Raw genomic sequence first — 20,717 nt, 5'->3', positions numbered from 1 at the left:
GTTATCCTAGATCGATCACGTTGATTTCCGGCGGCACGCCGAAGCGGATGGGCAGACCGGAACAGCCGAGCCCGCTGGAAATGATGATATTGCGCCCGCCTTCCTGCACGTGCCCGTAGACATAACGGTTGCCATACCGGGACGGAACGACCGGGGTATAACCGAGCAACCGCACCTGCCCGCCATGGGTATGGCCGGAAAGGGTGAGCGACACCCGTTCGGGGACTTTGGGGAAGATGTCCGGCTCATGGGCCATCAGGATGACGGGAGCATCGTCCGTGATCTGCGCAAGCGTGGCCGGAAGGTCATCCTTGCCGCGCGTCCAGCGACGCGTCTTCTGGTCGGGAAGCAGCGCGATCTGGTCCTCGACGCCGGCCAGCCAGAAAGGCCTGCCATCCTTCTCGAACCGCGCCGCCCGATTGCTGTAGACGGGAATGCCCGCCGCTTCGAGCGCCGTACGGCCGAAGGGGATGCCATCGCCGCTCGCCTGGACCTCGCTATCCTCCCACCAGTCGTGATTGCCGAGAATGGCATGGGTGCCGAGCGGCGCCTTCAGGGTCGAAAGCGCACCGGCCCAGGCGTCCGGCGGAACGTGATCGGTGATGAAACGCATGCCCGAGATATAATCGCCGAGCAGCAGGATGACATCGGGTTCGAGCGCATTGGCGGCTTCGCAGATCGAGGCGATCCGCTCAGCCGGCATCCAGGGTTTGCAGGCATGAAAGTCCGCCAGCGCCACGATCCGCAGCTTCAGCCCCGGCGTCCAGCCCGGCGGCGTCAGCGCATTCCGGGCGACCCTCAGCCGCACCAGCGGCTCGGCCACCGCATATCCGGCCAACGCCAGAAACGCCGCGACACTGCCCGTAAGAGACGTCAGGAACCCGCGGCGGGAAATCAATCAATCATCCTCAGTGAACATCCGGAATTGCGCCGCCTCGAGATCCTTGGGCGGCTGGAGCCCAAGATGTTTCCACGCATTTGCGGTCAAAACGCGGCCCCGCGGCGTGCGCTGGATGAAACCCTGCTGGATCATGTAGGGCTCGATAATGTCCTCGATCGCATCGCGCGGTTCGGAAAGACCGGCTGCGATCGTCTCGATGCCGACAGGGCCGCCGCCGAAATTGACGGCGATCATGTTGAGGTAGCGTTTGTCGAGCTGGTCGAGGCCCATATTGTCGACCAGAAGGCGGGTCAGCGCCTCGTCGGCGATCTCCTTCGTCACCGCCTCGGCCCTCGCCACCTCGGCGAAATCGCGCACCCGGCGCAAGAGCCGCCCGGCGATACGCGGCGTGCCGCGGGCACGGCGGGCGATCTCGCGGGCGCCGTCATCGGTGATCGGCAGGCCCATCAGCCGCGCCCCACGCCGCACGATCAGTTCCAGCTCGTCGACCGTGTAGAATGCCAGACGCACCGGAATGCCGAAGCGGTCGCGCAGCGGCGTGGTCAGGAGGCCGAGACGCGTGGTGGCGGCAACCAGCGTGAATTTCGACAGGTCGATCTTCACCGACCGCGCCGCCGGACCTTCGCCGATGATCAGGTCGAGTTGAAAGTCCTCCATCGCCGGATAGAGGATTTCCTCGACCGCCGGATTGAGCCGGTGGATTTCGTCGATGAAAAGCACGTCGCGGTCTTCGAGATTGGTGAGCAGCGCCGCCAGATCGCCCGCCTTGGCGATGACCGGGCCGGAGGTGGAGCGGAAATTGACCCCGAGTTCCTTGGCCATGATCTGCGCCAGCGTGGTCTTCCCAAGCCCCGGCGGGCCGACGAACAGCACGTGATCCAGCGCCTCGCCGCGGTTCTTCGCCGCCTCGATGAACACCTTGAGGTTGGCGCGCGCCTCCGCCTGGCCGGTGAACTCGTCCAGCGACTGCGGGCGCAGCGTCGTATCCAGGTCCTCGCCCCGCTTTTCCGGCGTTATCAGGCGGGCGGGTTCACTCATGCGAGAAGTTCCATTCCGGGGATGTGCGAAGCCGCCTTTTTATCGAAGGTTTTAATGGATTTGCATCCCTCTTCCAGTGAGCGCCCGGCGATGAGGGCATCTGCGAAATCCATGTTCGTGTTTTCAACCTGCCAGAGCGCAGCGACGACAAGGGCCTGGTTTTCTATGACAAGACCGCGCGTCCGCAGCAGCTTTCCAATGGCAAGTACGACTTCCTTCTTCTTGAAACCGTATTGGGAACGAAGGGCCCAATCGAGTTCGAGCAGGCTGATCAGTGTCACGAAAGCAGAATATTCTCGGCCCAGTCCTTTTGCAAACTCCGCCACGGCCGCCACTTGGAGTGCGTTATCCGCGATCAGCGTTCGCAAAATGACGTTGGTATCAAGTCCCAGCAAGATCATTCTGCTGCATCCGCCTGTTCATCGTCGCCGGTATCGAGGACGTTGGCTCCGCCAGCGGTCATCACGGCGGCATCGATTTCCTCCAATGTTGCAGGCCCGTTCGGTGGGTTGCCGAGAAGACCGACAAGATCGCCGAAATCGATGTTTTTTGGCGTGATCACGAGATCTCCGTTCACCACCGAATAAACAACCTCATCCCCCGGATGCAAATTGATCATCTCCCGCACGTCTTTGGGTATCGTCAACTGCCCCTTGGCAGAAAGCGTAAGCGTCCAACCCATGGCGCACTTCTCCAACAAAACTACAATTGGCGGAAATAATACGATTATTCCGACAAAATCACAAATTATCCACTCACCGCGCCAGCTCCTTCAGTCCCAACCGAATGAGCTTCGCACTGTCGCCCCCCTCGCCGCCGTTCTTGAGCGCCGCGGCAACCGCATTCGCCGCCTGGTCGCGCGAATAACCGAGATTGGTGAGCGCCGAGACGGCGTCGGCGACCGGTGCCGCCGCCACGCCCTCGCCAAGCTCCTGCTTGAGGCCGATATTGACCGAGGCTTCGCCGGCAAAGGCGGGCGCCTTGTTCTTGAGTTCGGTGACGATACGCACCGCGACCTTCGGCCCGACACCCGGCGCGCGCGAAACCGTCGTCTTGTCCTGCAGCGCGATCGCATTGGCGAGCTCGGACGGGGTCAAGGTCGAGAGCACGGCAAGCGCCACCTTGGCGCCGACGCCCTGCACGCTCTGCAGCAGGTTGAACCATTCCCGCTCCAGCGCCGTCAGGAAGCCGAAAAGCTTGAACTGGTCCTCGCGCACATAGGTCTCGATGAACAGCACCACCGCTTCGCCGGCCGACCCCATCTTCGACAGCACCCGTGACGAGCAGAAAACCTCGTAACAAACACCATGAACGTCGACGAGCACATAGTCGTCGCCGATCTCATCGATAGTGCCTTTGAGCTTGCCGATCATGAAAGATGTCCGTCAGGGATGGGTTTCGGGGGAGATGATGGAAATCAAAGGAAAATAGGTCCGGTACCTTGCGACATCCCGGCTGAGCAGCCTGTAGCCTTTGACCACCGCATGGGCACCAATGTAGAAATCGGGAAGCGGCGAACGTTTGTCACCGCCCAGGCGGCGGTACTGCAGAAAGGCGTGGCCTGCCGCGTAGGCAGCCTGCCAAGGGAGATCCTCCCGCCTGAAAAGACTGGGCGCTAGTGCCGATTCCAGCTCTTCGCTCGTCGCGTAACCGGCAGCCATTTCCGCATAAATCAACGGATTGATCAGCAGCGGCCCGTTTATCTGGGCAGCCGCCAATTGTTCGGTCGACCATTCGGTGAAGGCGCTCCGCGTGTGGAACACGTCGATCAGGACATTCGTATCGACAAGGGTCGCCATAAAATCAGTCCCTCAGAAGACGATAAAATTCCTCGCCGCTCATATCGCCGAGAGACATGGACCCCTGATGCCGCCTGAGGTGATCCACGAGCGCGCGAACATTGCGTTCCACCTCCTCGCGAGACGGCTCAACACGGCGAAGCACGGCCTCACCCTCGCGAAGAACAAATTCCACCTCGCTGCCCGGTTCAATCCCCAGATTGGAACGGACATTTTTGGGGATCGTAACCTGGCCTTTTTCCGTGACACGCATGGTAATACCTCTGAAGTATTACTTATCGGCCCACCCGGAACAAGTCAAGAACAAACTAGCCGGCGAGGGCCGCGCGCATGCGCTGGCCGCCGCGGTTATGGGCGTGGCATATGGCGATCGCCAGCGCGTCGGCCGCGTCATTGCCCTTGAACTCCGCCTTGGGCATCAGGATCTTCAGCATCATGTGGATCTGCTGCTTTTCGCCGTGGCCGACTCCGATCACCGATTTCTTGACCGCGTTCGGCGCATATTCGGCAACCGGTAGCCCGGCCCTTGCCGGCACCAGCATGACGACGCCCCTCGCCTGGCCGAGCTTCAGCGTCGCGACGGCGTCCTTGTTCACGAAGGTCTGTTCGACGGCTGCCTCGTCCGGCTGGTAGGCATGCACCACTTCCGCAAGCCCGTCGTGCAGCTGACAGAGGCGGGAGGCGAGATCCATGTCGCCATCCGAGGTCACCGTGCCGGAAGCAACGAATTTCAGGCTGTTGCCGAGCGTCTCGATGATGCCCCAGCCGGTGCGCCGAAGCCCCGGGTCGATGCCGATGATGCGAATCGTGCCTGTCATGCCCATACCCTATCCTGAAGCCCTATCCAGTGCCATGAGAATGTGAACAAACCGAAAACGAGGTTTGGGGCCGCCGTTTACCTTTGAGTAACCATGTCGGGAAGGTTTTCCCGTTTTGAGCCTGCCGGCGGCAACGGCTGCACGCCCCGCGCGTTGCAATTCCGCGGCTTGAACGCAATGTGAGGAGGCAGCCATGATAGGCAGACATCATTCCCTATCCGTCAAGGTGATCGGGCTTGTGCTGGCGCAGAATGGGATTCTCGCGGGGCTCCTCTTTTATGTCGCCGATGAGCTGACGTCTTTCGAGATGCTGGGCATCACGGTGTCGTTGATCACCCTGTCCCTCGTCACCGTCGCTCTGGCCGCCGCGCTCATCAATCCGTTGCGAAAGGTCGCCGGAACCGCTTCGGAGATCGCCGCCGGCCATACGGCGGTGCCACCCGAACACCTGGCGCGCACCGACGAAATCGGCTCGATCTCCCGGTCGCTGGAGCGGCTTTGCCGCGATCATCTCACCCGCCTGATCGAAGACGAAGAGGAACGCGAACGGCGGGAGGCGGTCGCGGAGAAAGTCCACGCGCGCGACATCGAGGCTGCCCGAGATGAGGCACGCGATCTGACGACCGTGGTCGAAGCGCTCAACGGCGGCCTGCGGCGGCTTGCGGTCGGCGATCTCACCGTCCGGCTCGAGATGCCGTTTCCCGAAGAATACGAGGGCCTGCGCGCCGATTTCAACCATGCCCTGACGACCCTTGAAGACGTACTCGGAGTGATCGGCAACGGCGCGCATGGCCTTTACACGACCTGCGCCGCAACCCGCGACGGCATGGCGGAAACCGCCGAGGCCGGCGGCCGCCTGACGGCAGCCCTCGCCAAGACCGCCGCCGACGTCGGGGCGCTCGCCGAAACGCTCAAGGTGCGAAAGATGCAGGCACAACACACTGCCGACATCGCCCACAATGCCCGGCTCGACATGCGTCCATCGAAGCAGATGATGCAGGCCGCAACAGTGGCGATGGAGGCCGTCCGCAAGGCATCGCTGAAGATCGAGCCCGCCACCGCGACGATCCAGGACATCGCTTTCCAGGCCAACATGCTCGCCCTCAACGCCGGTATAGAAGCGGCCCGTTCGGGGGAGACCGAGAGAGATTTCAAGACGGTGGCCAAGGAAATCCGCGGGCTTGCCGAGCGGGCCGCCGAGGCGGCGAAGGAGATCTCCGGATTGTCCCGCAGGTCGGCGGAAGCGGCCGAAGTCGGTGGCAGGTCGGTCGCCAAGGCGGGCGGAGAGCTGGATGCGATGACGGTCTATGCGGATGCCTTGCAGGGCCATGTGGAGGCGATCGCGGCACACTCCGTGAAGGAAATCGAGGCGGTTGCAGCCGTCAGGACCACGATGACGACGCTTGCCAAGGCAAGCCGCGATCAGGTCGGAGCCCTGGATGCGCTGACGACGAAGGTCGGCCGCATGAGCCGCGAAATCGGCGCGATGGCCCATCATGCCGCACGCTTCACCCCGGTCACGATCCTGAGCCCGGGAGGCGTGGCGGTGCCGGAAAGCCGCAAACCCGTGAAACCCGGTTCGCACCTCCGGCTCGTCAAATCGTGACGTCGGAGAAGCCGTCTCCCATGGTCCTGCGGGACGGTCGTTTTTCCGCCGGCTGTGGGGTCGTATTTCTGGACAAGGCTGCCTAGATAAGTGGAACACTCTGTCAGTTATTCCGCCTCCAGGACGTGCCGATGATCCCTTTTTCCATTCTCGATCTTTCACCCGTCGGTGAAGGATATTCCGTGAGCGACGCGCTCGACCAGTCCCGCCGCCTGGCGATCAAGGCAGAGGAGCAGGGTTACAAACGCGTCTGGCTCGCCGAGCACCACGGCATGCCGGGCATTGCGAGCGCCGCAACGGCGCTGGTGATCGGCCATGTCGGTGCCGCGACCAAGACCATCCGCGTCGGCTCCGGCGGCATCATGCTCCCCAACCATTCGCCGCTCGTCATCGCCGAACAGTTCGGCACGCTGGAAGCGCTGCTGCCGGGCCGCGTCGACCTCGGCCTCGGCCGGGCGCCGGGAACCGACATGCGCACCGCAAGCGCGCTGCGCCGCAATCTCGAGGCCGGCGCCGAGAGTTTTCCGCACGACATTCTCGAGCTGCAGCGCCTGCTCGGCACGCCCGAAAAGGATCAGGGGCTGCTCGCCACCCCAGGCATGGATTCGCATGTGCCGATCTGGCTGCTCGGATCGAGCGTCTACAGCGCCCACCTTGCCGCAGCGCTTGGCCTGCCCTATGCGTTTGCCTCGCATTTCGCACCCGACATGCTGATGGAAGCGATCTCGATCTACCGCGACCGTTTCCAGCCGTCGCTCGAACTCGACAAGCCCTATATGATGGTCGGCGTCATGGGCGTCGCGTCGGAGACCGATGCCGAAGCGCAGCGCCATTTCACCTCGTCGCAGCAGCAGTTCGTCAACCTGCGCAAGAACGTCCGCACCCGCTTCCCCAAGCCGATCGACAGTATGGAAGGTTTCTGGACGCCGATGGAAAAGATGAATGTCGAGCACACGCTGCGTTACGCCGCGGTCGGCTCCGTTGCGACCGTCGAGGCAAAGCTCAGGGATTTCCTGGGAGAAACCGGCGCTGACGAACTGATCATCTCGATGCCGATCCACGATGTCGAGGCCCGGCTGCGGTCCGTCGAACTGTTCGCGACGCTCCCGATGATGGAAAAAGTCCAGGCATAAAACAAGGACGGGCTGGTCATGCCAGCCCGTCTTCAAAACTGTTCAGTCGAGAACGGATCAGGCCGAAAGCTTGGCCATGACCTCTTCGGAAACCTCGAAGTTCGAATAGACGCTCTGCACGTCGTCGTCGTCTTCCAGGTTGTCGATGAGCTTCAGCAGCGACTGCGCCTTCTCCTCATCCACTTCGATCGTGTTCTGCGGCCGCCAGATCACCTTGACCGTCTCGGCCTGGCCGAGCGTCGCTTCGAGCGCCTTCGACACTTCGCCGAGGCTTTCGAAAGCGCAGATGATCGTGTGGCCGTCCTCGTCGGTGGTCACGTCGTCGGCACCGGCCTCGATCGCCGCTTCCATCACCTTGTCCGCATCGCCGACGCTCGCCTTGTAGGTGATTTCGCCCACATGGTCGAAGGAGAAGGAAACCGAGCCGGTTTCACCGAGCACGCCGCCCGCCTTGGTAAAGATCGAGCGGACGTTGGAGGCGGTGCGGTTGCGGTTGTCGGTGAGCGCCTCGACGATGACGGCGGTGCCGCCCGGGCCGTAACCCTCGTAACGGACGGAATCGTAGTTTTCCGCATCCGAGCCGGAGGCCTTCTTGATCGCCCGGTCGATATTGTCCTTGGGCATGGACTGCGCCTTGGCGTTCTGGATCGCCAGGCGCAGCGCCGCGTTCATGGTCGGATCAGGCAGACCCGTCTTGGCGGCGACGGTGATTTCGCGCGCAAGCTTGGAAAACATCTTCGACCGGATCGAATCCTGCTTGCCCTTGCGGTGCATGATGTTTTTGAACTGTGAATGGCCAGCCATGGCACCCCTGACACTTTAACTTGTTCTGGAATGGCGCCTTATAATTTCGAAGCCGAAGCCGTTCAAGGGCATTTCCTGGCTAAGTCGAGCCTTTTCCCGATACCGCCTCGCCGAAGCAAGGCCCGGAACAAAGCCAAAGCCTTGCCGTTTGTTCACCGAGACAAACAACAAAGGAGATAATCCATGGCAAGCCTGACCGAAGCCCGCGAAGCGCCCGAACGTCAACTCTGGGACGAGATCAACAATATCCATGCCGGCATGCTGGGTATCGAGGGTTCGCACATGCATTTCCAGCCGATGGCGCCGAATGCCGATCCGAAGTCGAACACCATCTGGTTCTTCACCAAGTCCGACACGGATCTGGTGCGCGCCATCCAGGCCGGCAGCCGGGCGCACTTCGTCGTGATCGGCAAGAGCCACGACTACCACGCCTGCCTGTCCGGCACGCTGGAAGTCCGCAACGATCGCGCCAAGATCGACGAATATTGGAGCGCTGTGACATCGGCCTGGTTCGAGCACGGCAAGGAAGACCCGCTCCTGACCCTGCTCGCCTTCCGGGTCAACGACGCGGAAATCTGGGCCTCCACCGACAGCACCCTGAAATTCGGCTGGGAGATCGCCAAGGCCAACCTGCATGACGAGAAGATGCCGGATGTCGGCGTCAAGCAGCACCTCGCCTTCCCGCAGTTCCACTAGAGTCTGGATTAATAGCCCACGAGCCATAGTCTAGTTGAAGCGCTTGCAGTAGTACTACTCCAAGGATTGCGGGGATAGTGAGCGGTAATTTGGTTGCCACCAATTCGCGGACTGTCCCCGCCCCCAGAAAGCATCACATCACGAATGTCTTCATTATCAAAGACAGCGCGGCGGTGGCGAACGCACCGTAGTACCCAAAAGCCCAAAAGGTATTGTAACTCCTGGCCTCAGCATCCTTCTTAAGTTCGTAGACGTTCTTGCCACCCCGTAATTGTACGAGGCTGCGAGGAGCGATCATAAGCGCGCAAAATACGGAGTAAGCATCAAGTAGGGCAACAAATTTGTCCATCAAAACCCCCTAAAGCTGAACACTTGCTATTTAAAGTCAACGACTTAACGTATGGTTGCCAGCACGTAGCAACTCCTCGTATTCAACGCCCGCTGTTACATAAATTTGATGTGTCGCGTGAGCTATCGGCTGTGGCGAACTAGAGCCCCTGCGGCACCAATATCGTCGGCTTTTTCGGCAGGCTGCGCATCGATACCCGGATCGTCGGGTCCTTCGCATAGGCGATGTCGAACTTGGCATCGAACATGGCGATGAAATTGTCGAGCGGCGGACCCCAGCGATGCATCGGCAGGATGAGCGACGAACGCAGCCGCTGCACCACCCGGCTCATGCTGTCCGCCCCCATCGTCAACCCGCCGTCGACCGGCACCATCAGGATGTCGAGGCGGCCGATCTCGGTATACTGGGCCTCGTTCAACTCGAAATGCAGATGGCCGAGATGGCCGATGCACAGGCCCGCCACCTCGAAGATGAAGATCGAATTGCCGTTCTCCTCGATGCCGCCGCCCCAGTTGCGGATATCCGACATGACGTTGCGGATATAGACGTCCCCCACCATCAGCTTGTGCTGGATCTTTTCGCCCGGCACCGCACCCCAGCCATGCAGGACATGCTTGATCCCGGAATCGGGGCTGAGTGTAAAATGGGTGGAATGCGCCTTGTTCATGGTCGCGACGTCGGGCAGGCGCGACGGCCGGTAGGCGCCGCTATAGTCGGTGGCGATACCGATCCCGCCGGGCGTCTCGATGAAATAGGTGGAATGCCCGACAAAGGTGATCTTCACCTCTTCCCTCTCGGCCAGCGCAAGGCTCTTCTTCGCCTGGGCGAACTGCAGGCCCGCGGGATTGAAGCTCGCAAAGGTGACGCTGGGCAGCTTCTGGGCGATCGCCTGGCACTGACTGACGGGCAGGCCATCCTGAGCGAACGCGGCCAAGGCGGAGAGAAGGAGGCCGGAAAGGCCGAGTGCGAGAGCCCGTAGCATCATGCTGATCCCAAAGAACTGCGTTCATGCTCATTCCCGGGCGAAAACATGCGGCAATGCGAAAGGTCGGTCCAGCCGCAATCGCGAAGGCCGGCCTCACAATTCTGTCATTGGTCGAGGTCATGGAATTGATTATTGAGAAGCGGGGGCAACGCCCGACATGAGTTTGCCGGCATCCGGATTGAAAAGCGCGAGAGGATATTTTTCATGAAGCACGAGATTGCAATCAAGACCCAGGACGGCACCGCCAAGGCTGCCGTCATCAAGCCGGAAGACGGCGCGGCGACGACCAAGGGCGTCATCCTCTACATGGATGCCTTCGGACCCCGCGAGGCCCTCTACTGGATGGGCCAGCGCATCGCCGATGCCGGTTACACCGTGCTCGTTCCCGACCTCTACTACCGCTCCGGCGAATATGGCCCGTTCATCGCCCGGACCGCCTTCAGCGAGGAAAGTACCAAAACCCGGATCAGGGCCATGATGCAGACAGCCACCCAGGCACTGACGGCGCAGGACGGCGCCGCCTTCATCGAAGCGCTGGAGGCCGAAGGCGTTACCGGCGCGATCGGAACGGTCGGTTACTGCATGGGCGGCGCCCGCGCGATCACCGCCGCGGCCCACTATCCGGAACGCATCAAGGCGGCGGCGAGTTTCCACGGCGGCAATCTCGCAAGCGAGGCGCAGGACAGCCCGCACAGGCTGGCGGACAGGATCAAGGCACGCGTCTATGTAGGCGTCGCCGGCGTGGACAACAGCTTTCCCCCGGAACAGTCAGCCCGCTTCGCCGAAGCTTTTCGCGTCGCCGGCGTCGATCATGCGGTCGAAAACTATGTCGGCATGGCGCATGGCTGGGCGGTGCCGGACCACAGCGTCTACAACAAGGACGGTTCCGAGCGCCACTTCAAGCGCCTGCTCACCCTGTTTGAAGAGACCCTCTGAAACGACAAAGGGGCGGCTTCGGGCCGCCCCTGGTCTCACTGAAATCTCGCAATTCCGGTTGGCACGCTGTGCCTGGCCTACTTCCGGCGCTCGAAATTGCTGCTGTTGGCCAGTTTCGGCTTGTCCTTCTTCTTGAAAGGCTTGTCGTCCTTCTTGAAGGGTTGGGCGTCCTTGCGAAATGGCTTGGCGTCCTTGTTGAAGGGCTTTCCGTCGCGAGCCTCGGCTGCCTTGGGGCCGCCCGGACCGGCCGCGTTGGACGTATTCTTCCGCGGCTTGCCCTTCGACCAGTCGTCGCCGCGAGGCTCTTTCGGGCGATCGTCGTAGGACTTCTTGACATAGGGCTTGGCCGGTGCCGGACGGCTGAGGTCCGGCGCGCTCGCCAGCCGGGTGACGCGGATGCCCCGTTCCAGCGCCTTGTCCTTGCCGACCGCCTGCATGAAGGCGTCGGCGTGATCGGCGGCGATCTCGACGAAGGTTTCGTCCTGCTGCATCTTGATCGCGCCGATCTCGCGCTTGGTGACGTTGCCGTTGCGGCAGAGCATCGGGATCAGCCAGCGCGGCTCAGCATTCTGCTTGCGGCCGACCGACAGGGAGAACCACACGGCCGGGCCGAATTCGTCGCGCGACGGGCGCGGCGTCATCGGGAAATCGCCCTCACCGCCGGTCCGCTCGCGCGGCTTGCGGGTATCCTGCTGCACCGAGACCTCGATCAGATCCTCAGGCGCCGAATATTTGGTGCGGTAGAGATTGACGAAGGCGGAAGCCAGCTTTTCCGCGCCATGGCTCTCGACCAGCTTCGCGATGAGGTCCTGCTCCTCCTCGCGCGGCTTTTCGGTGAAAATCGGATCGGCCAGCAGACGCTCGTCGTCGCGACGCGTCACGTCTTCGGCAGACGGCGGGCGGGCCCAGGTGGCGGAAATGCCGGCACCGCCGAGCAGGCGCTCGGCCTTGCGGCGGGCATTGACCGGCACGATCAGTGCGCTGATGCCCTTGCGCCCGGCGCGGCCGGTGCGGCCGCTGCGGTGGAGCAGCGTTTCCGGGTTGCTCGGCAGGTCGGCATGGATGACGAGGTCGAGGCCCGGCAGATCGATGCCGCGGGCGGCGACGTCGGTCGCGATGCAGACGCGGGCGCGTCCGTCGCGCATCGCCTGCAGCGCATGGGTCCGCTCGTTCTGCGTCAACTCGCCGGAGAGCGCCACGACCGCGAAATTGCGGTTGTTGAACCGCGCCGTCAGATGGTTGACGGCCGCACGCGTCGAGCAGAACACGATCGCATTGGTGGCTTCGTAATAACGAAGCACGTTGATGATCGCATTCTCACGGTCGGCCGATGCCACAGTGAGCGCGCGATATTCGATATCGACATGCTGCTTTTCCTCGGCAGACGTCGCGATGCGGACCGCATCGCGCTGGTAGCTCTTGGCGAGCTTGGCAATGGCGGCAGGAACGGTTGCCGAGAACATCAGGGTGCGGCGCTCGGCGGGGGCCGATTCCAGGATGAATTCCAGGTCCTCGCGGAAACCCAGATCGAGCATCTCGTCCGCCTCGTCGAGCACGGCGACCTTCAGGGCCGACATGTCGAGCGCGTGGCGGCGGATATGGTCGCAGAGACGGCCGGGCGTGCCGACGACGATATGGGCGCCGCGTTCGAGCGCGCGCCGTTCGCTGCGGATATCCATGCCGCCGACGCAGCTGGTGATGACCGCACCGGTCATCTCGTAGAGCCATTCAAGCTCGCGGGTGACCTGCATCGCCAGTTCGCGGGTCGGGGCGATGACGAGCGCCAGGGGCTGCCGCGCCGGGCCGAACTTCTCCGCGTCGCCGAGCAGTGTCGGTGCGATCGCAAGCCCGAAGGCGACGGTCTTGCCCGAGCCGGTCTGGGCCGAAACCAGCGCATCGGAGAGGATGAGAGCCGGGTCCAGCATGGATTTCTGGACGGGGGTCAGCGTAACATAGCCCCGTTTCGCCAATGCCTTGGCGATCGCCGGAACGGCGCCGTTGTAGTCGGTCATCTAAATCTGTCTTTCGGATTGCCGCGCGCAAAGCGCTGTGGCTGCAACACTCGCAGCCGAACTTGCGCCGTTCCTACTTTTTTGCAGCGCAAATGTCAAAGAGCATGTCCATGCGGGGCATCGGCCGGGGCCGCTATTGACGCCATAAGCTTAATATCTGACGTAAATCTACCGTTGGGAGGAAATCGAGCGGAGAAGGCCATGCCGGGCATTTTGGAAAAGCAGGCCGAACTGCAAGCGCAGGCGGATGCGATCGTCAGCGCCCTCGGCCTCGACGCCCTGCTTCGCACCGCAGGCGATCCGGTCCGGGTCGGAAGCTCCGCGCTCGGCCTGATGGTCCGCCGCGACATCGACATCACCGTGGCTTGCGAAAGGCTGGACCCCGCCCCCCGCCGAACCGTCGCCGAGATCGCCGGCGAACTGATGCTCGACAGCCACGTCGGCGCGCTACGCTACCGCAACGACAGCGGCGTCTGGAACATCGAGCCGCAAAACTACCCGGACGGCCTCTATCTTGGCCTCACCTATCGGACGGAAAAGGGCGAGGACTGGAATTTCGACATCTGGTTCATCGACGAACCGGACCGCCAGCCCGACCTCAGACACCTGAAGACGCTCCTGCCGCGCTTGACCGACACGGTTCGGAAAACGATCCTCGCCATCAAGGCCGAACTCGCCGCCACGACGCCGAAGGACGGCAAGCCGGCGCCGAGCGCGCTCGTCTACGAGGCCGTGCTCGATCATGACGTGAAGACCACCGCGGAATTCGAGGAATGGTTTTTTCTCCGGCAGCAACTTTAGCCGGACGTCGGAGGCACGGCACGATCTCCGCCCAACGCAATCGGGCCTCCGATCAAAACCTTCTCAGGACTGGCTCTGGCAACGATTGCGCGCTATATAAAGAGCCGTGGCAAAGGCAGAACTCAAACGAGAACCGACTGGCAAGTGGGTGGTGCGCGATTCAAAGAGCGGCCGCTTTGTCGAAGTGCGCGGTGCCGACTCGATGAAGTCGTCGCAGCTCCCTCTCAAGAAGAGCGTCGATCTCACGAAGCCGATTGCCGAACAGGCCCTTGAAGACGACCCATCCAGGTCGCGTAAGTTCTCCGTGAAGAACTGATCTTGCCGGGCGCGCTGCTCGATACCCATACGTTTTATTGGCTGGTAACGGCTGTCGAGACGCTGTCGGAAGAAGCGCTCATCGCGATCGCCGACAACCAGACTGCGGGCACACTCTACGTGTCACCAATTACAGCCTGGGAGTTGACAATCGCTTCCCGTAAGCCGGCACACAGGGACCCGCCAAAAATCGCCGGCCCAATGGTTTTCGAGGGCCGTCGCGGCAACCGGGACGAAAATTGTTCCAATCAAGCATCGCATCGCCTGCGAGGCAGCGGCCGTGGTGATGGATACCGGACATAAGGACCCGGGCGACTGCTACCTGATCGCCACCGCACGGATCAAGAAAGTCCCCATCATAACGCGCGATACCGTCATGCTAGATCTCGCCTCACCCGAATATCTCGAAGTGATCGTATGTTGAGATATTCACCCTTATCCGGCGGCTCAAGATAGCTGTCCTTCTATCACCGCCAGAAGGACGGAATGGTCTCCGCAAGCCGCGGCCCGATCCGGAGCGGCTCGATCTTTTCCGCAAGCCCGGTCGTATCTGAAATCTCGATGCCGAGGCCGCAGATGGTCGCGGGTCCGGTCGCCGCCTCGAAACGGCCCTTCGGCATTTTCGAAATGAAGCGGTTGAGCGGCTCTTCCTTGTCCATGCCGAGCGAACTATCGTAGTCGCCGCACATGCCGGCATCCGACATGTAGCCGGTGCCGCCGTTGAGGATCTGGCAATCGGCCGTCGGCACATGCGTGTGGGTGCCGACCACCAGGCTGGCGCGGCCGTCGACGAAATGCCCGAAGCACTGCTTTTCGCTGGTCGCCTCCGCATGGAAGTCGAAGATGATCGCGTCGGCCTGTTCCTTCAGGGGTGCCGCGGCAAGGATCGTCTCGGCGCTCTTGAAGGGGTCGTCGAGTTCGGGATGCATGAACACCCGCCCCATGATGTTGGCGACCAGAATACGTGCGCCATTGCGGGCGTAAAAGATGCCCGATCCCTTGCCCGGCGTGCCGGCGGGATAGTTGGCAGGGCGCAGAAACTGCTCGTGGCGGCCGGCAAAGCTCACCGCTTCCTTCTGGTCCCAGACATGGTTGCCGGTCGTCACCACGTCGGCGCCGGCATTGATCGTCTCAAGAAAGATATCCTCGGTAATGCCGAAGCCGCCGGCGGCATTCTCGCCGTTGACGATGACGAAGTCGAGATTGAGGTCGGCGACGAGGCCGGGCAGCTTTTCCCATACCGCCACGCGGCCGGTCTTGCCCACCATGTCACCCAGGAACAAAAGGCGCATTCTTATCCAATCTGTGCGCGGCCCATATCTTCGAAGGGCCGGTAACCGCTCTCCGTCAGGACAGCGTCTAGTCTGATATCGTGAGGTTCAGTGGGAACAGATGCCACTTCCTGGCAGTCGAAGGCAATCCCGATCAGCTTCGGGTTCAGGCCTTTTTGCTGCAGGCGATGGATCGCCCGGTCGTAATAACCGCCGCCATAGCCGATCCGGTGCCCCGCCGCGTCGAAGGCTGACAGCGGCACCAGCATCACCTGCGGCTCGAGCTCCGCCGCGTCGGGCCCCGGCCCGAACGTGCCGAACACGCCCGGCACCAGCTCGGCGCCGCGCACCAGCTCGCGAAAAATGATGGTCTGCTTGTCGAGGATGACCGGCACGCAGAGCCGCGCGCTGCGGTCGCGCAGATAGGCCATCAGCGGCCGCACATCGACTTCCGAGCGGATCGGCAGGAAGCCGGAGACAATCGCGCCGGCCTCGAAGCTGATCACCTCTGCCCCGTGCGATGCGATGACAAGGCTCTTTTCGATGCGATCGACCGGCGGGATGGCGTCCCGTGCGGCGAGCCGCCCGGCGCGAAGCTCCGCCTTGGTCGTCAAGCCGTCCATCACAGCCTGTCCGACCGCTTGACCAGCAGCTTGTCGATGCGGCGGCCGTCGAGATCGATGACCTCGAATGTCCAGCCGTTCTTGGTGAAGCTCTCGCCGAGTTCCGGCAGGCGCTTCATCTCGTCGAGCACGAAGCCCGCGACCGTCTCATAACCCGGATCGTCTCCGAGCGAAAAACCCATCTGGTCGGCGAATTCGTCGACCGGCATCCAGCCGGCGATCAGGAAAGAACCGTCGTCACGCGACACGATCGCAGGTTCTTCGTCCTCCTCCTCCTGGAAGACGCCGGTGATCGCCTCGAGGATGTCGCCCGACGTGATGATGCCTTCGAAATGGCCGTATTCGTCGTAGACCAGCACCATATGGGCCGGCGCGCGGCGCAGCGCCTGGATGACGTCGAGCGCGCCGGTCAGGTCGGAGACGACGGGCGCCTCGCGCATGATGCCGCGGATATCCAGCGTCTTGCCGCCGGCGATGAAGTCATAGGCGTCCTTGACAAAAAGCGTGCCCATGATCTCGTCCGAACTGCCGTTGCGGATCGGCAGGCGGGAGCGCTGGGTGGCGCGAAGCTGCTCGCGGATCTCATCCGAATTGTCCTCGATATCGATGACCTCGACATCGCGGCGCGGCGTCATCAGGCCGCGCGCGGTGCGGTCGGCAAGCCGCATGACGCCGGAGATCATCGCGGATTCTTCCGTCTCGATGACGCCGGCGCTCTGGGCTTCGGCCAGCACGGTGCGGATTTCCTCGTCGGTGACCCGCTCGCCCGACTCGCCCCGCTGGCCGAGCATGGTCAGAACCAGCCGGCCGGAAACATCGAGGAACCAGACGATCGGAGCGCCGACCGTCGCCAGCAGTTTCATGGCTGGCGCGACCCGGGCGGCAACCGCTTCCGGCGCCCGAAGCGCAATCTGCTTCGGCACCAGTTCGCCGATGATCAGCGACAGATAGGTGATGACGACGACGACGGTACCGACGCCCAGCCAGTCGGCGAGATTGTCGGACATTCCCTGCGCTTCCAGCCAGGTGGTCAGCCGCGCGCCGAGCGTGGCGCCCGAGAATGCGCCGGACAGCACGCCGACAAGGGTGATGCCGATCTGGACCGAGGAGAGGAAGCGGCCGGGATCTTCCGCAAGCCGTATGGCTGTTGCCGCGCCGCGGTTACCTTGCTCGGCCATGATCCGAAGCCGCACCGGGCGGGAAGAGACGACGGCAAGTTCCGACATCGCGAGGACACCGTTCAAAACGGTGAGGGCAATGACGATGAGTATTTCGGTTAACAAGAGAAACTCTTTGATTGGAACAATATGCCTGCACGCGAAACGAATGTGCCGATCGCAAGATCAGCCCGCATCAATACGACCGCGCCGAAGCGCCTCGTCCGCGATGTTTCGCGCACAGTTCAGAGAACCGAGGCCGGTTCTCGGAGCTATGCACCTTCACTCGCATCGCGAAATCATAGGGTCGCCATTCGGGCATTGCAATGGTGGGAACAAAATGAACGGCTTGGGCCGTTGCAAAAACCGCGCAACTGCTTATCCCGCAGCCTAGTGGAGGCTGACCGTCAACTCGGCGCGGGTGCCGGAAAGAGAAGGCACATAGTGGATCGTCGAGCCAAGCGTCGCGGCCATCGACTTGACGATACGGCTGCCGAGCCCGGTGCCCTTGGGCGCGTCGCCCTCGCGCCAGCCGATCCCGTCGTCCTCGACGGCGAGAAGCGCGCTGCCCTCGTCCTGACGCTTGAGCAGCACCCGCACTTCGCCTTCGGTGCCGGCCGGATAGGCGTATTTCAGCGCATTGGTGAGCAGTTCCGTAACGATCATGCCGACCGAGACGGCGCGGTCGGAGGTCAGCGACAACGGTTCGGCCTCGAGGCGGATCGACGGCCCCTGGTCGTCGTTGACGGAACCCTGCACCTCGCGCACCAGGGTGCCCAGATATTTGTCCATCTCCACATGCCGGACGTCGTCGGACGTGTAGAGGCTGCGATGCATACCGGCGATCGCGCTGATGCGTGCCTGGGTCTCGGAAAGCGCTGCCTTCACGTCGTCGTTCTTGCTGCTGGACGCCTGCAGGCGGATGAGCGCCGCAACCAGTGCCAGGCTGTTTGCCACCCGATGGTTCACCTCGGCGAGCAGAACCTCGGCGCGTTCCTTGCCGAGGCGGATCTCCTGCTCGGCCTTTTCCTTGGCCCGCCGCAATTCGGCATTGGCGATGCCTTGCGCAATCGCGCTCTCCATCAGCGGCCAGAACTCTTCGCCCACCGTCTTGATGACATAGTCGGACGCGCCGCTCTTCAGCGCATCGATGGCGATCGTCGCGTCGCTGGAACCGGTGACGTAGATGACCGGAATGGCCGAGCCCTGATCCCTCAGCCTGTGAAGGATGTCGAGCCCGGTTTCGGTCTTCAGGTAGTGATCGAGGACGATCGCGTCGACACCGCCCTTTTCAACCGCCTCCATTGCCGATGCCGCGTTGACGGCATGGACAACCTGATAGCCGGCGCGCCCGAAATGGCGTTCGGCCAGTCGAGCAAGAGCAAGGTCGTCGTCGACATAGAGTATGGTTTGCGGCATCGCGTCTCGTTATTGTCCGGGTATCTGCATGACGGCAAAGAACAGCCCGAGCTGTCGGATGGCATGCGCAAAACTGTCGTAGTCCACCGGCTTGGTGATATAGACGTTGGCGCCGAGATCGTAGCAGCGCTGGATCTCCCGCTCATCGTCCGTGGTCGTGAGGATGACCACCGGCAGACGCTTGGAATGAGGGTTGGACTTCACCTTCTCCAGGATGTCAATACCCGACATGTCCGGCAGGTTGAGGTCGAGAAGGATCAGCAGATGGCGATCCTGGTTTGAGTTTCCGGAACGGTCCGCGCCAAGAATAAAATCGAGAGCCGCATTGCCGTTGGTAAAAGGAACGATCTCGTTGTTGACGCCTGCGCGACGGACATTCTTCTCGATCAGGCGCGCATGACCTTCATCGTCCTCGATCATCACGATGGTGACTTCTTTGCCGGCAGCCTTCATGACCCGTTACTCCTGACATACTGGGACAAATCCGTGGGCAGCCGGATGACGAATGTCGTCCCGCCGCCCAATGTGGACGTCACCGTAATCTCACCGCCTAAATTTCTAACTAATGAACGCACATGCGCAAGGCCGATGCCCTCGCCCTGCTGGTCCTGAACCCCCGAGCGGCGGAAAAGCTCGAAAACCCTCTCGTGATCCTCCGGGGCGATGCCCCGGCCGTTGTCCGCAACCTCTATTCTGATCGTAGCGCGGCCGATCGGCATGGCCTTGACCGAAAGGTTCAGCGGCCGTTCCGGATGCTTGTACTTCACCGCATTGTCGAAGAGATTGCCGAAAATCTGTTCCATTGAAAATCGGTCGGTAATAAGGCCACGCGCCTGGCCGACCGAAATATTCACCTCGCCGCCCGCTTCGCTCACCTGGTGATAGACGCTGGCGGCCGTCGCTTCCAGCTGCTCCCCGAGATCGATCCTCTCCGGCTTCAGCTCGCGCCGTCCGTCGCGGGAAATCTTCAGGATGGCGTTGATCAGCCCGTCCATCTTCTTGGTGGAGGAGCGGATGAAGGCGATCGCCTCCGGCAGATCCTCCTCGACGGCGACGCGGGCGTCGTTCACGTCGCTCTCGGACAGCGGCGCGCCTTCGGCCAGCACATAGGTGCGGATCGATTTCAGCGTCGTGTCGAGCTCGCTGGTGAAACCCATGATGTTGACCAGCGGCGCGCGCAGGTCGTGAGAGACGATATAGGCATAGCGCTGGATCTCGCGGTTTGCCTGGATCAGATCCTCGGTGCGCTCCGTGACGCGTTCCTCAAGCCCTTCATTGAGCAGTTCGACTTCGGACCGGGCCCGTTGAAGCTCGCGGACATGCTGGCCAACGATCAGGATCGCGCCGCCGATGACCAGGATGATCATCAGGCCGCCGCCGATGGTGATCCATTGCAGCGCCGACGCCGAATCGTTGAGATCGTCGATGCCGGCCCCGAGCCGCACATCCAGGTCGCGGATCAGTCTGCCGAGGATCGCCGTGATGCCTTCCATCAGCTGGCGGCCGTAGGCGCCGCGGACGACTTCGATCGCCCCGACGGCATTGCCCTTCTGCACCATCTCCACCGTCGACTGCATTTCTGCGAGCTTGTCGTCGATCAGCGGATCGAGTTCGGCAAAGGGAACCTGCATGCCGCCCAGGTTGTCGGCAGACGTCTTCAACCGCTCGCGCAGTCGCGGAATGCCCGCACTCGCAGTCGTATAGGGCTTCAGGAATTCGGCATCCTGCGTCAGCACGTAGCCGCGCTGGCCGGATTCGGCCGCACGCAGGAAAAGCTGGATGTCGGCGGCGGCGCTTCGCAGCTCGCGCAGCTTCACCACGTCCTGGAAATAGACCTGCGTCGTGCGCGCAAGGAAAAAGGACGACAGCACGATCGCCACCAGGACGGCGCCTCCGACCAGAAGCATCAGCAGCGAGGATCGGGCGAAGGTGGAATTCGAAAAGGGCATGGATACCGGCCGGCAAGTGAACGGGAGGGCAAGTGAATGGAGGGCAGAACTTGTCGCTACCGCGTCGGTTGTCAAGCAAAGGCTGAAGAATGGGCAGATCAAGAG

At 62.2% G+C, this 20,717-nt stretch carries 25 protein-coding genes; 7 read left to right on the top strand and 18 right to left on the bottom strand.

Features of this window, described 5'->3' with window-relative positions; all coding sequences use genetic code 11:
* Nucleotide 1 precedes the first annotated feature (1 nt).
* From PMI07_RS21235 to ruvC, 8 genes are all read right to left on the bottom strand, one after another.
* Entirely contained in the window at nucleotides 2–898 is an 897-nt protein-coding gene (locus PMI07_RS21235) for a metallophosphoesterase (RefSeq protein WP_007765266.1), read from the bottom strand.
* A complete protein-coding gene (ruvB, locus tag PMI07_RS21230) occupies nucleotides 899–1,939 on the bottom strand; it encodes a Holliday junction branch migration DNA helicase RuvB (RefSeq protein ID WP_007765265.1) in 1,041 nt (346 codons plus the stop codon). It lies immediately after the preceding gene.
* The gene (locus PMI07_RS21225) at nucleotides 1,936–2,340 is read right to left on the bottom strand and encodes a type II toxin-antitoxin system VapC family toxin (RefSeq protein ID WP_007765264.1); all 405 of its coding nucleotides are present in this window, start codon (nucleotides 2,338–2,340) and stop codon (nucleotides 1,936–1,938) included. The genes ruvB and PMI07_RS21225 overlap by 4 nt, the downstream gene beginning before the upstream one ends.
* Nucleotides 2,337–2,621 (bottom strand): AbrB/MazE/SpoVT family DNA-binding domain-containing protein, encoded by a 285-nt coding sequence (locus PMI07_RS21220; RefSeq protein WP_007765261.1) that lies wholly within the window; start codon nucleotides 2,619–2,621, stop codon nucleotides 2,337–2,339. Before PMI07_RS21220 ends, PMI07_RS21225 begins: the two co-directional genes overlap by 4 nt.
* A 73-nt stretch (nucleotides 2,622–2,694) precedes the next feature.
* Nucleotides 2,695–3,312 (bottom strand): Holliday junction branch migration protein RuvA, encoded by a 618-nt coding sequence (ruvA, locus tag PMI07_RS21215; protein WP_007765258.1) that lies wholly within the window; start codon nucleotides 3,310–3,312, stop codon nucleotides 2,695–2,697.
* 12 nt (nucleotides 3,313–3,324) lie between these two features.
* On the bottom strand, nucleotides 3,325–3,738 hold the full coding sequence (locus tag PMI07_RS21210; RefSeq protein WP_007765255.1) for a type II toxin-antitoxin system VapC family toxin: 414 nt from the start codon (nucleotides 3,736–3,738) through the stop codon (nucleotides 3,325–3,327).
* A gap of 4 nt (nucleotides 3,739–3,742) precedes the next feature.
* Complete coding sequence (locus tag PMI07_RS21205) at nucleotides 3,743–3,991, bottom strand: AbrB/MazE/SpoVT family DNA-binding domain-containing protein (protein WP_007765254.1); 249 nt, start codon at nucleotides 3,989–3,991, stop codon at nucleotides 3,743–3,745.
* Between the two features lie 55 nt (nucleotides 3,992–4,046).
* Nucleotides 4,047–4,556, bottom strand: coding sequence for a crossover junction endodeoxyribonuclease RuvC (gene ruvC, locus PMI07_RS21200; RefSeq protein ID WP_037078104.1), 510 nt, complete (start codon nucleotides 4,554–4,556; stop codon nucleotides 4,047–4,049).
* A 193-nt stretch (nucleotides 4,557–4,749) separates the two neighbouring features.
* Here ruvC and PMI07_RS21195 point away from each other — a divergent pair, with 193 nt between their 5' ends.
* The gene (locus PMI07_RS21195) at nucleotides 4,750–6,162 is read left to right on the top strand and encodes a methyl-accepting chemotaxis protein (protein ID WP_024164008.1); all 1,413 of its coding nucleotides are present in this window, start codon (nucleotides 4,750–4,752) and stop codon (nucleotides 6,160–6,162) included.
* Between the two features lie 131 nt (nucleotides 6,163–6,293).
* On the top strand, nucleotides 6,294–7,295 hold the full coding sequence (locus PMI07_RS21190) for an LLM class flavin-dependent oxidoreductase (RefSeq protein WP_007759790.1): 1,002 nt from the start codon (nucleotides 6,294–6,296) through the stop codon (nucleotides 7,293–7,295).
* A 57-nt stretch (nucleotides 7,296–7,352) separates the two neighbouring features.
* Here the strand turns inward: PMI07_RS21190 and PMI07_RS21185 are convergent, their stop codons facing one another.
* Nucleotides 7,353–8,099: a YebC/PmpR family DNA-binding transcriptional regulator gene (locus PMI07_RS21185; protein WP_007759789.1), complete on the bottom strand. Its 747-nt coding sequence runs from the start codon at nucleotides 8,097–8,099 to the stop codon at nucleotides 7,353–7,355.
* Between the two features lie 183 nt (nucleotides 8,100–8,282).
* Between PMI07_RS21185 and PMI07_RS21180 the strand changes: the two genes are divergently transcribed.
* On the top strand, nucleotides 8,283–8,795 hold the full coding sequence (locus PMI07_RS21180) for a pyridoxamine 5'-phosphate oxidase family protein (protein ID WP_007759788.1): 513 nt from the start codon (nucleotides 8,283–8,285) through the stop codon (nucleotides 8,793–8,795).
* Nucleotides 8,796–8,928: 133 nt separating this feature from the next.
* Here PMI07_RS21180 and PMI07_RS21175 read toward each other — a convergent pair whose 3' ends face one another.
* Both PMI07_RS21175 and PMI07_RS21170 read right to left on the bottom strand, forming a co-directional pair.
* Entirely contained in the window at nucleotides 8,929–9,144 is a 216-nt protein-coding gene (locus PMI07_RS21175; RefSeq protein ID WP_007759787.1) for a hypothetical protein, read from the bottom strand.
* A gap of 139 nt (nucleotides 9,145–9,283) precedes the next feature.
* On the bottom strand, nucleotides 9,284–10,129 hold the full coding sequence (locus tag PMI07_RS21170) for an MBL fold metallo-hydrolase (protein WP_007759786.1): 846 nt from the start codon (nucleotides 10,127–10,129) through the stop codon (nucleotides 9,284–9,286).
* Nucleotides 10,130–10,333: 204 nt separating this feature from the next.
* Here PMI07_RS21170 and PMI07_RS21165 point away from each other — a divergent pair, with 204 nt between their 5' ends.
* Complete coding sequence (locus tag PMI07_RS21165; protein WP_007759785.1) at nucleotides 10,334–11,065, top strand: dienelactone hydrolase family protein; 732 nt, start codon at nucleotides 10,334–10,336, stop codon at nucleotides 11,063–11,065.
* A 77-nt stretch (nucleotides 11,066–11,142) separates the two neighbouring features.
* On the opposite strand, the gene PMI07_RS21160 is transcribed toward PMI07_RS21165, so the two are convergent.
* Nucleotides 11,143–13,077 (bottom strand): DEAD/DEAH box helicase, encoded by a 1,935-nt coding sequence (locus PMI07_RS21160; protein WP_007759783.1) that lies wholly within the window; start codon nucleotides 13,075–13,077, stop codon nucleotides 11,143–11,145.
* 201 nt (nucleotides 13,078–13,278) lie between these two features.
* On the opposite strand from PMI07_RS21160, the gene PMI07_RS21155 reads away from it, so the two are divergent.
* From PMI07_RS21155 to PMI07_RS35775, 3 genes are all read left to right on the top strand, one after another.
* Nucleotides 13,279–13,878, top strand: a complete 600-nt coding sequence (locus PMI07_RS21155) for a hypothetical protein (protein ID WP_024164007.1) — start codon at nucleotides 13,279–13,281, stop codon at nucleotides 13,876–13,878.
* A gap of 106 nt (nucleotides 13,879–13,984) precedes the next feature.
* Nucleotides 13,985–14,194, top strand: coding sequence for a hypothetical protein (locus tag PMI07_RS35020; RefSeq protein WP_197032549.1), 210 nt, complete (start codon nucleotides 13,985–13,987; stop codon nucleotides 14,192–14,194).
* A gap of 2 nt (nucleotides 14,195–14,196) precedes the next feature.
* A complete protein-coding gene (locus tag PMI07_RS35775; protein WP_037087746.1) occupies nucleotides 14,197–14,496 on the top strand; it encodes a hypothetical protein in 300 nt (99 codons plus the stop codon).
* A 164-nt stretch (nucleotides 14,497–14,660) separates the two neighbouring features.
* On the opposite strand, the gene PMI07_RS21145 is transcribed toward PMI07_RS35775, so the two are convergent.
* From PMI07_RS21145 to PMI07_RS21120, 6 genes are all read right to left on the bottom strand, one after another.
* Nucleotides 14,661–15,485 carry a TIGR00282 family metallophosphoesterase gene (locus PMI07_RS21145; protein ID WP_024164006.1) on the bottom strand — a complete coding sequence of 275 codons (825 nt, stop codon included), beginning with the start codon at nucleotides 15,483–15,485 and terminating at the stop codon, nucleotides 14,661–14,663.
* Nucleotides 15,486–15,487: 2 nt separating this feature from the next.
* A complete protein-coding gene (locus tag PMI07_RS21140; RefSeq protein WP_007772704.1) occupies nucleotides 15,488–16,087 on the bottom strand; it encodes a 5-formyltetrahydrofolate cyclo-ligase in 600 nt (199 codons plus the stop codon).
* Nucleotides 16,087–17,370, bottom strand: coding sequence for a hemolysin family protein (locus PMI07_RS21135; RefSeq protein WP_024164005.1), 1,284 nt, complete (start codon nucleotides 17,368–17,370; stop codon nucleotides 16,087–16,089). The genes PMI07_RS21140 and PMI07_RS21135 overlap by 1 nt, the downstream gene beginning before the upstream one ends.
* Nucleotides 17,371–17,634: 264 nt before the next feature.
* Nucleotides 17,635–18,663, bottom strand: coding sequence for a histidine kinase dimerization/phosphoacceptor domain -containing protein (locus PMI07_RS21130; RefSeq protein ID WP_007751931.1), 1,029 nt, complete (start codon nucleotides 18,661–18,663; stop codon nucleotides 17,635–17,637).
* Between the two features lie 9 nt (nucleotides 18,664–18,672).
* On the bottom strand, nucleotides 18,673–19,116 hold the full coding sequence (locus PMI07_RS21125; protein WP_007751932.1) for a response regulator: 444 nt from the start codon (nucleotides 19,114–19,116) through the stop codon (nucleotides 18,673–18,675).
* Complete coding sequence (locus PMI07_RS21120; protein WP_007751935.1) at nucleotides 19,113–20,612, bottom strand: ATP-binding protein; 1,500 nt, start codon at nucleotides 20,610–20,612, stop codon at nucleotides 19,113–19,115. Before PMI07_RS21120 ends, PMI07_RS21125 begins: the two co-directional genes overlap by 4 nt.
* Between the last annotated feature and the right edge of the window lie 105 nt (nucleotides 20,613–20,717).

It is taken from the genome of Rhizobium sp. CF080 (assembly GCF_000282095.2).
Lineage (GTDB): Bacteria > Pseudomonadota > Alphaproteobacteria > Rhizobiales > Rhizobiaceae > Neorhizobium.
The sequence above is the reverse complement of the archived record's forward strand: the minus strand, read 5'-3'. Positions and strand labels throughout refer to the sequence as shown.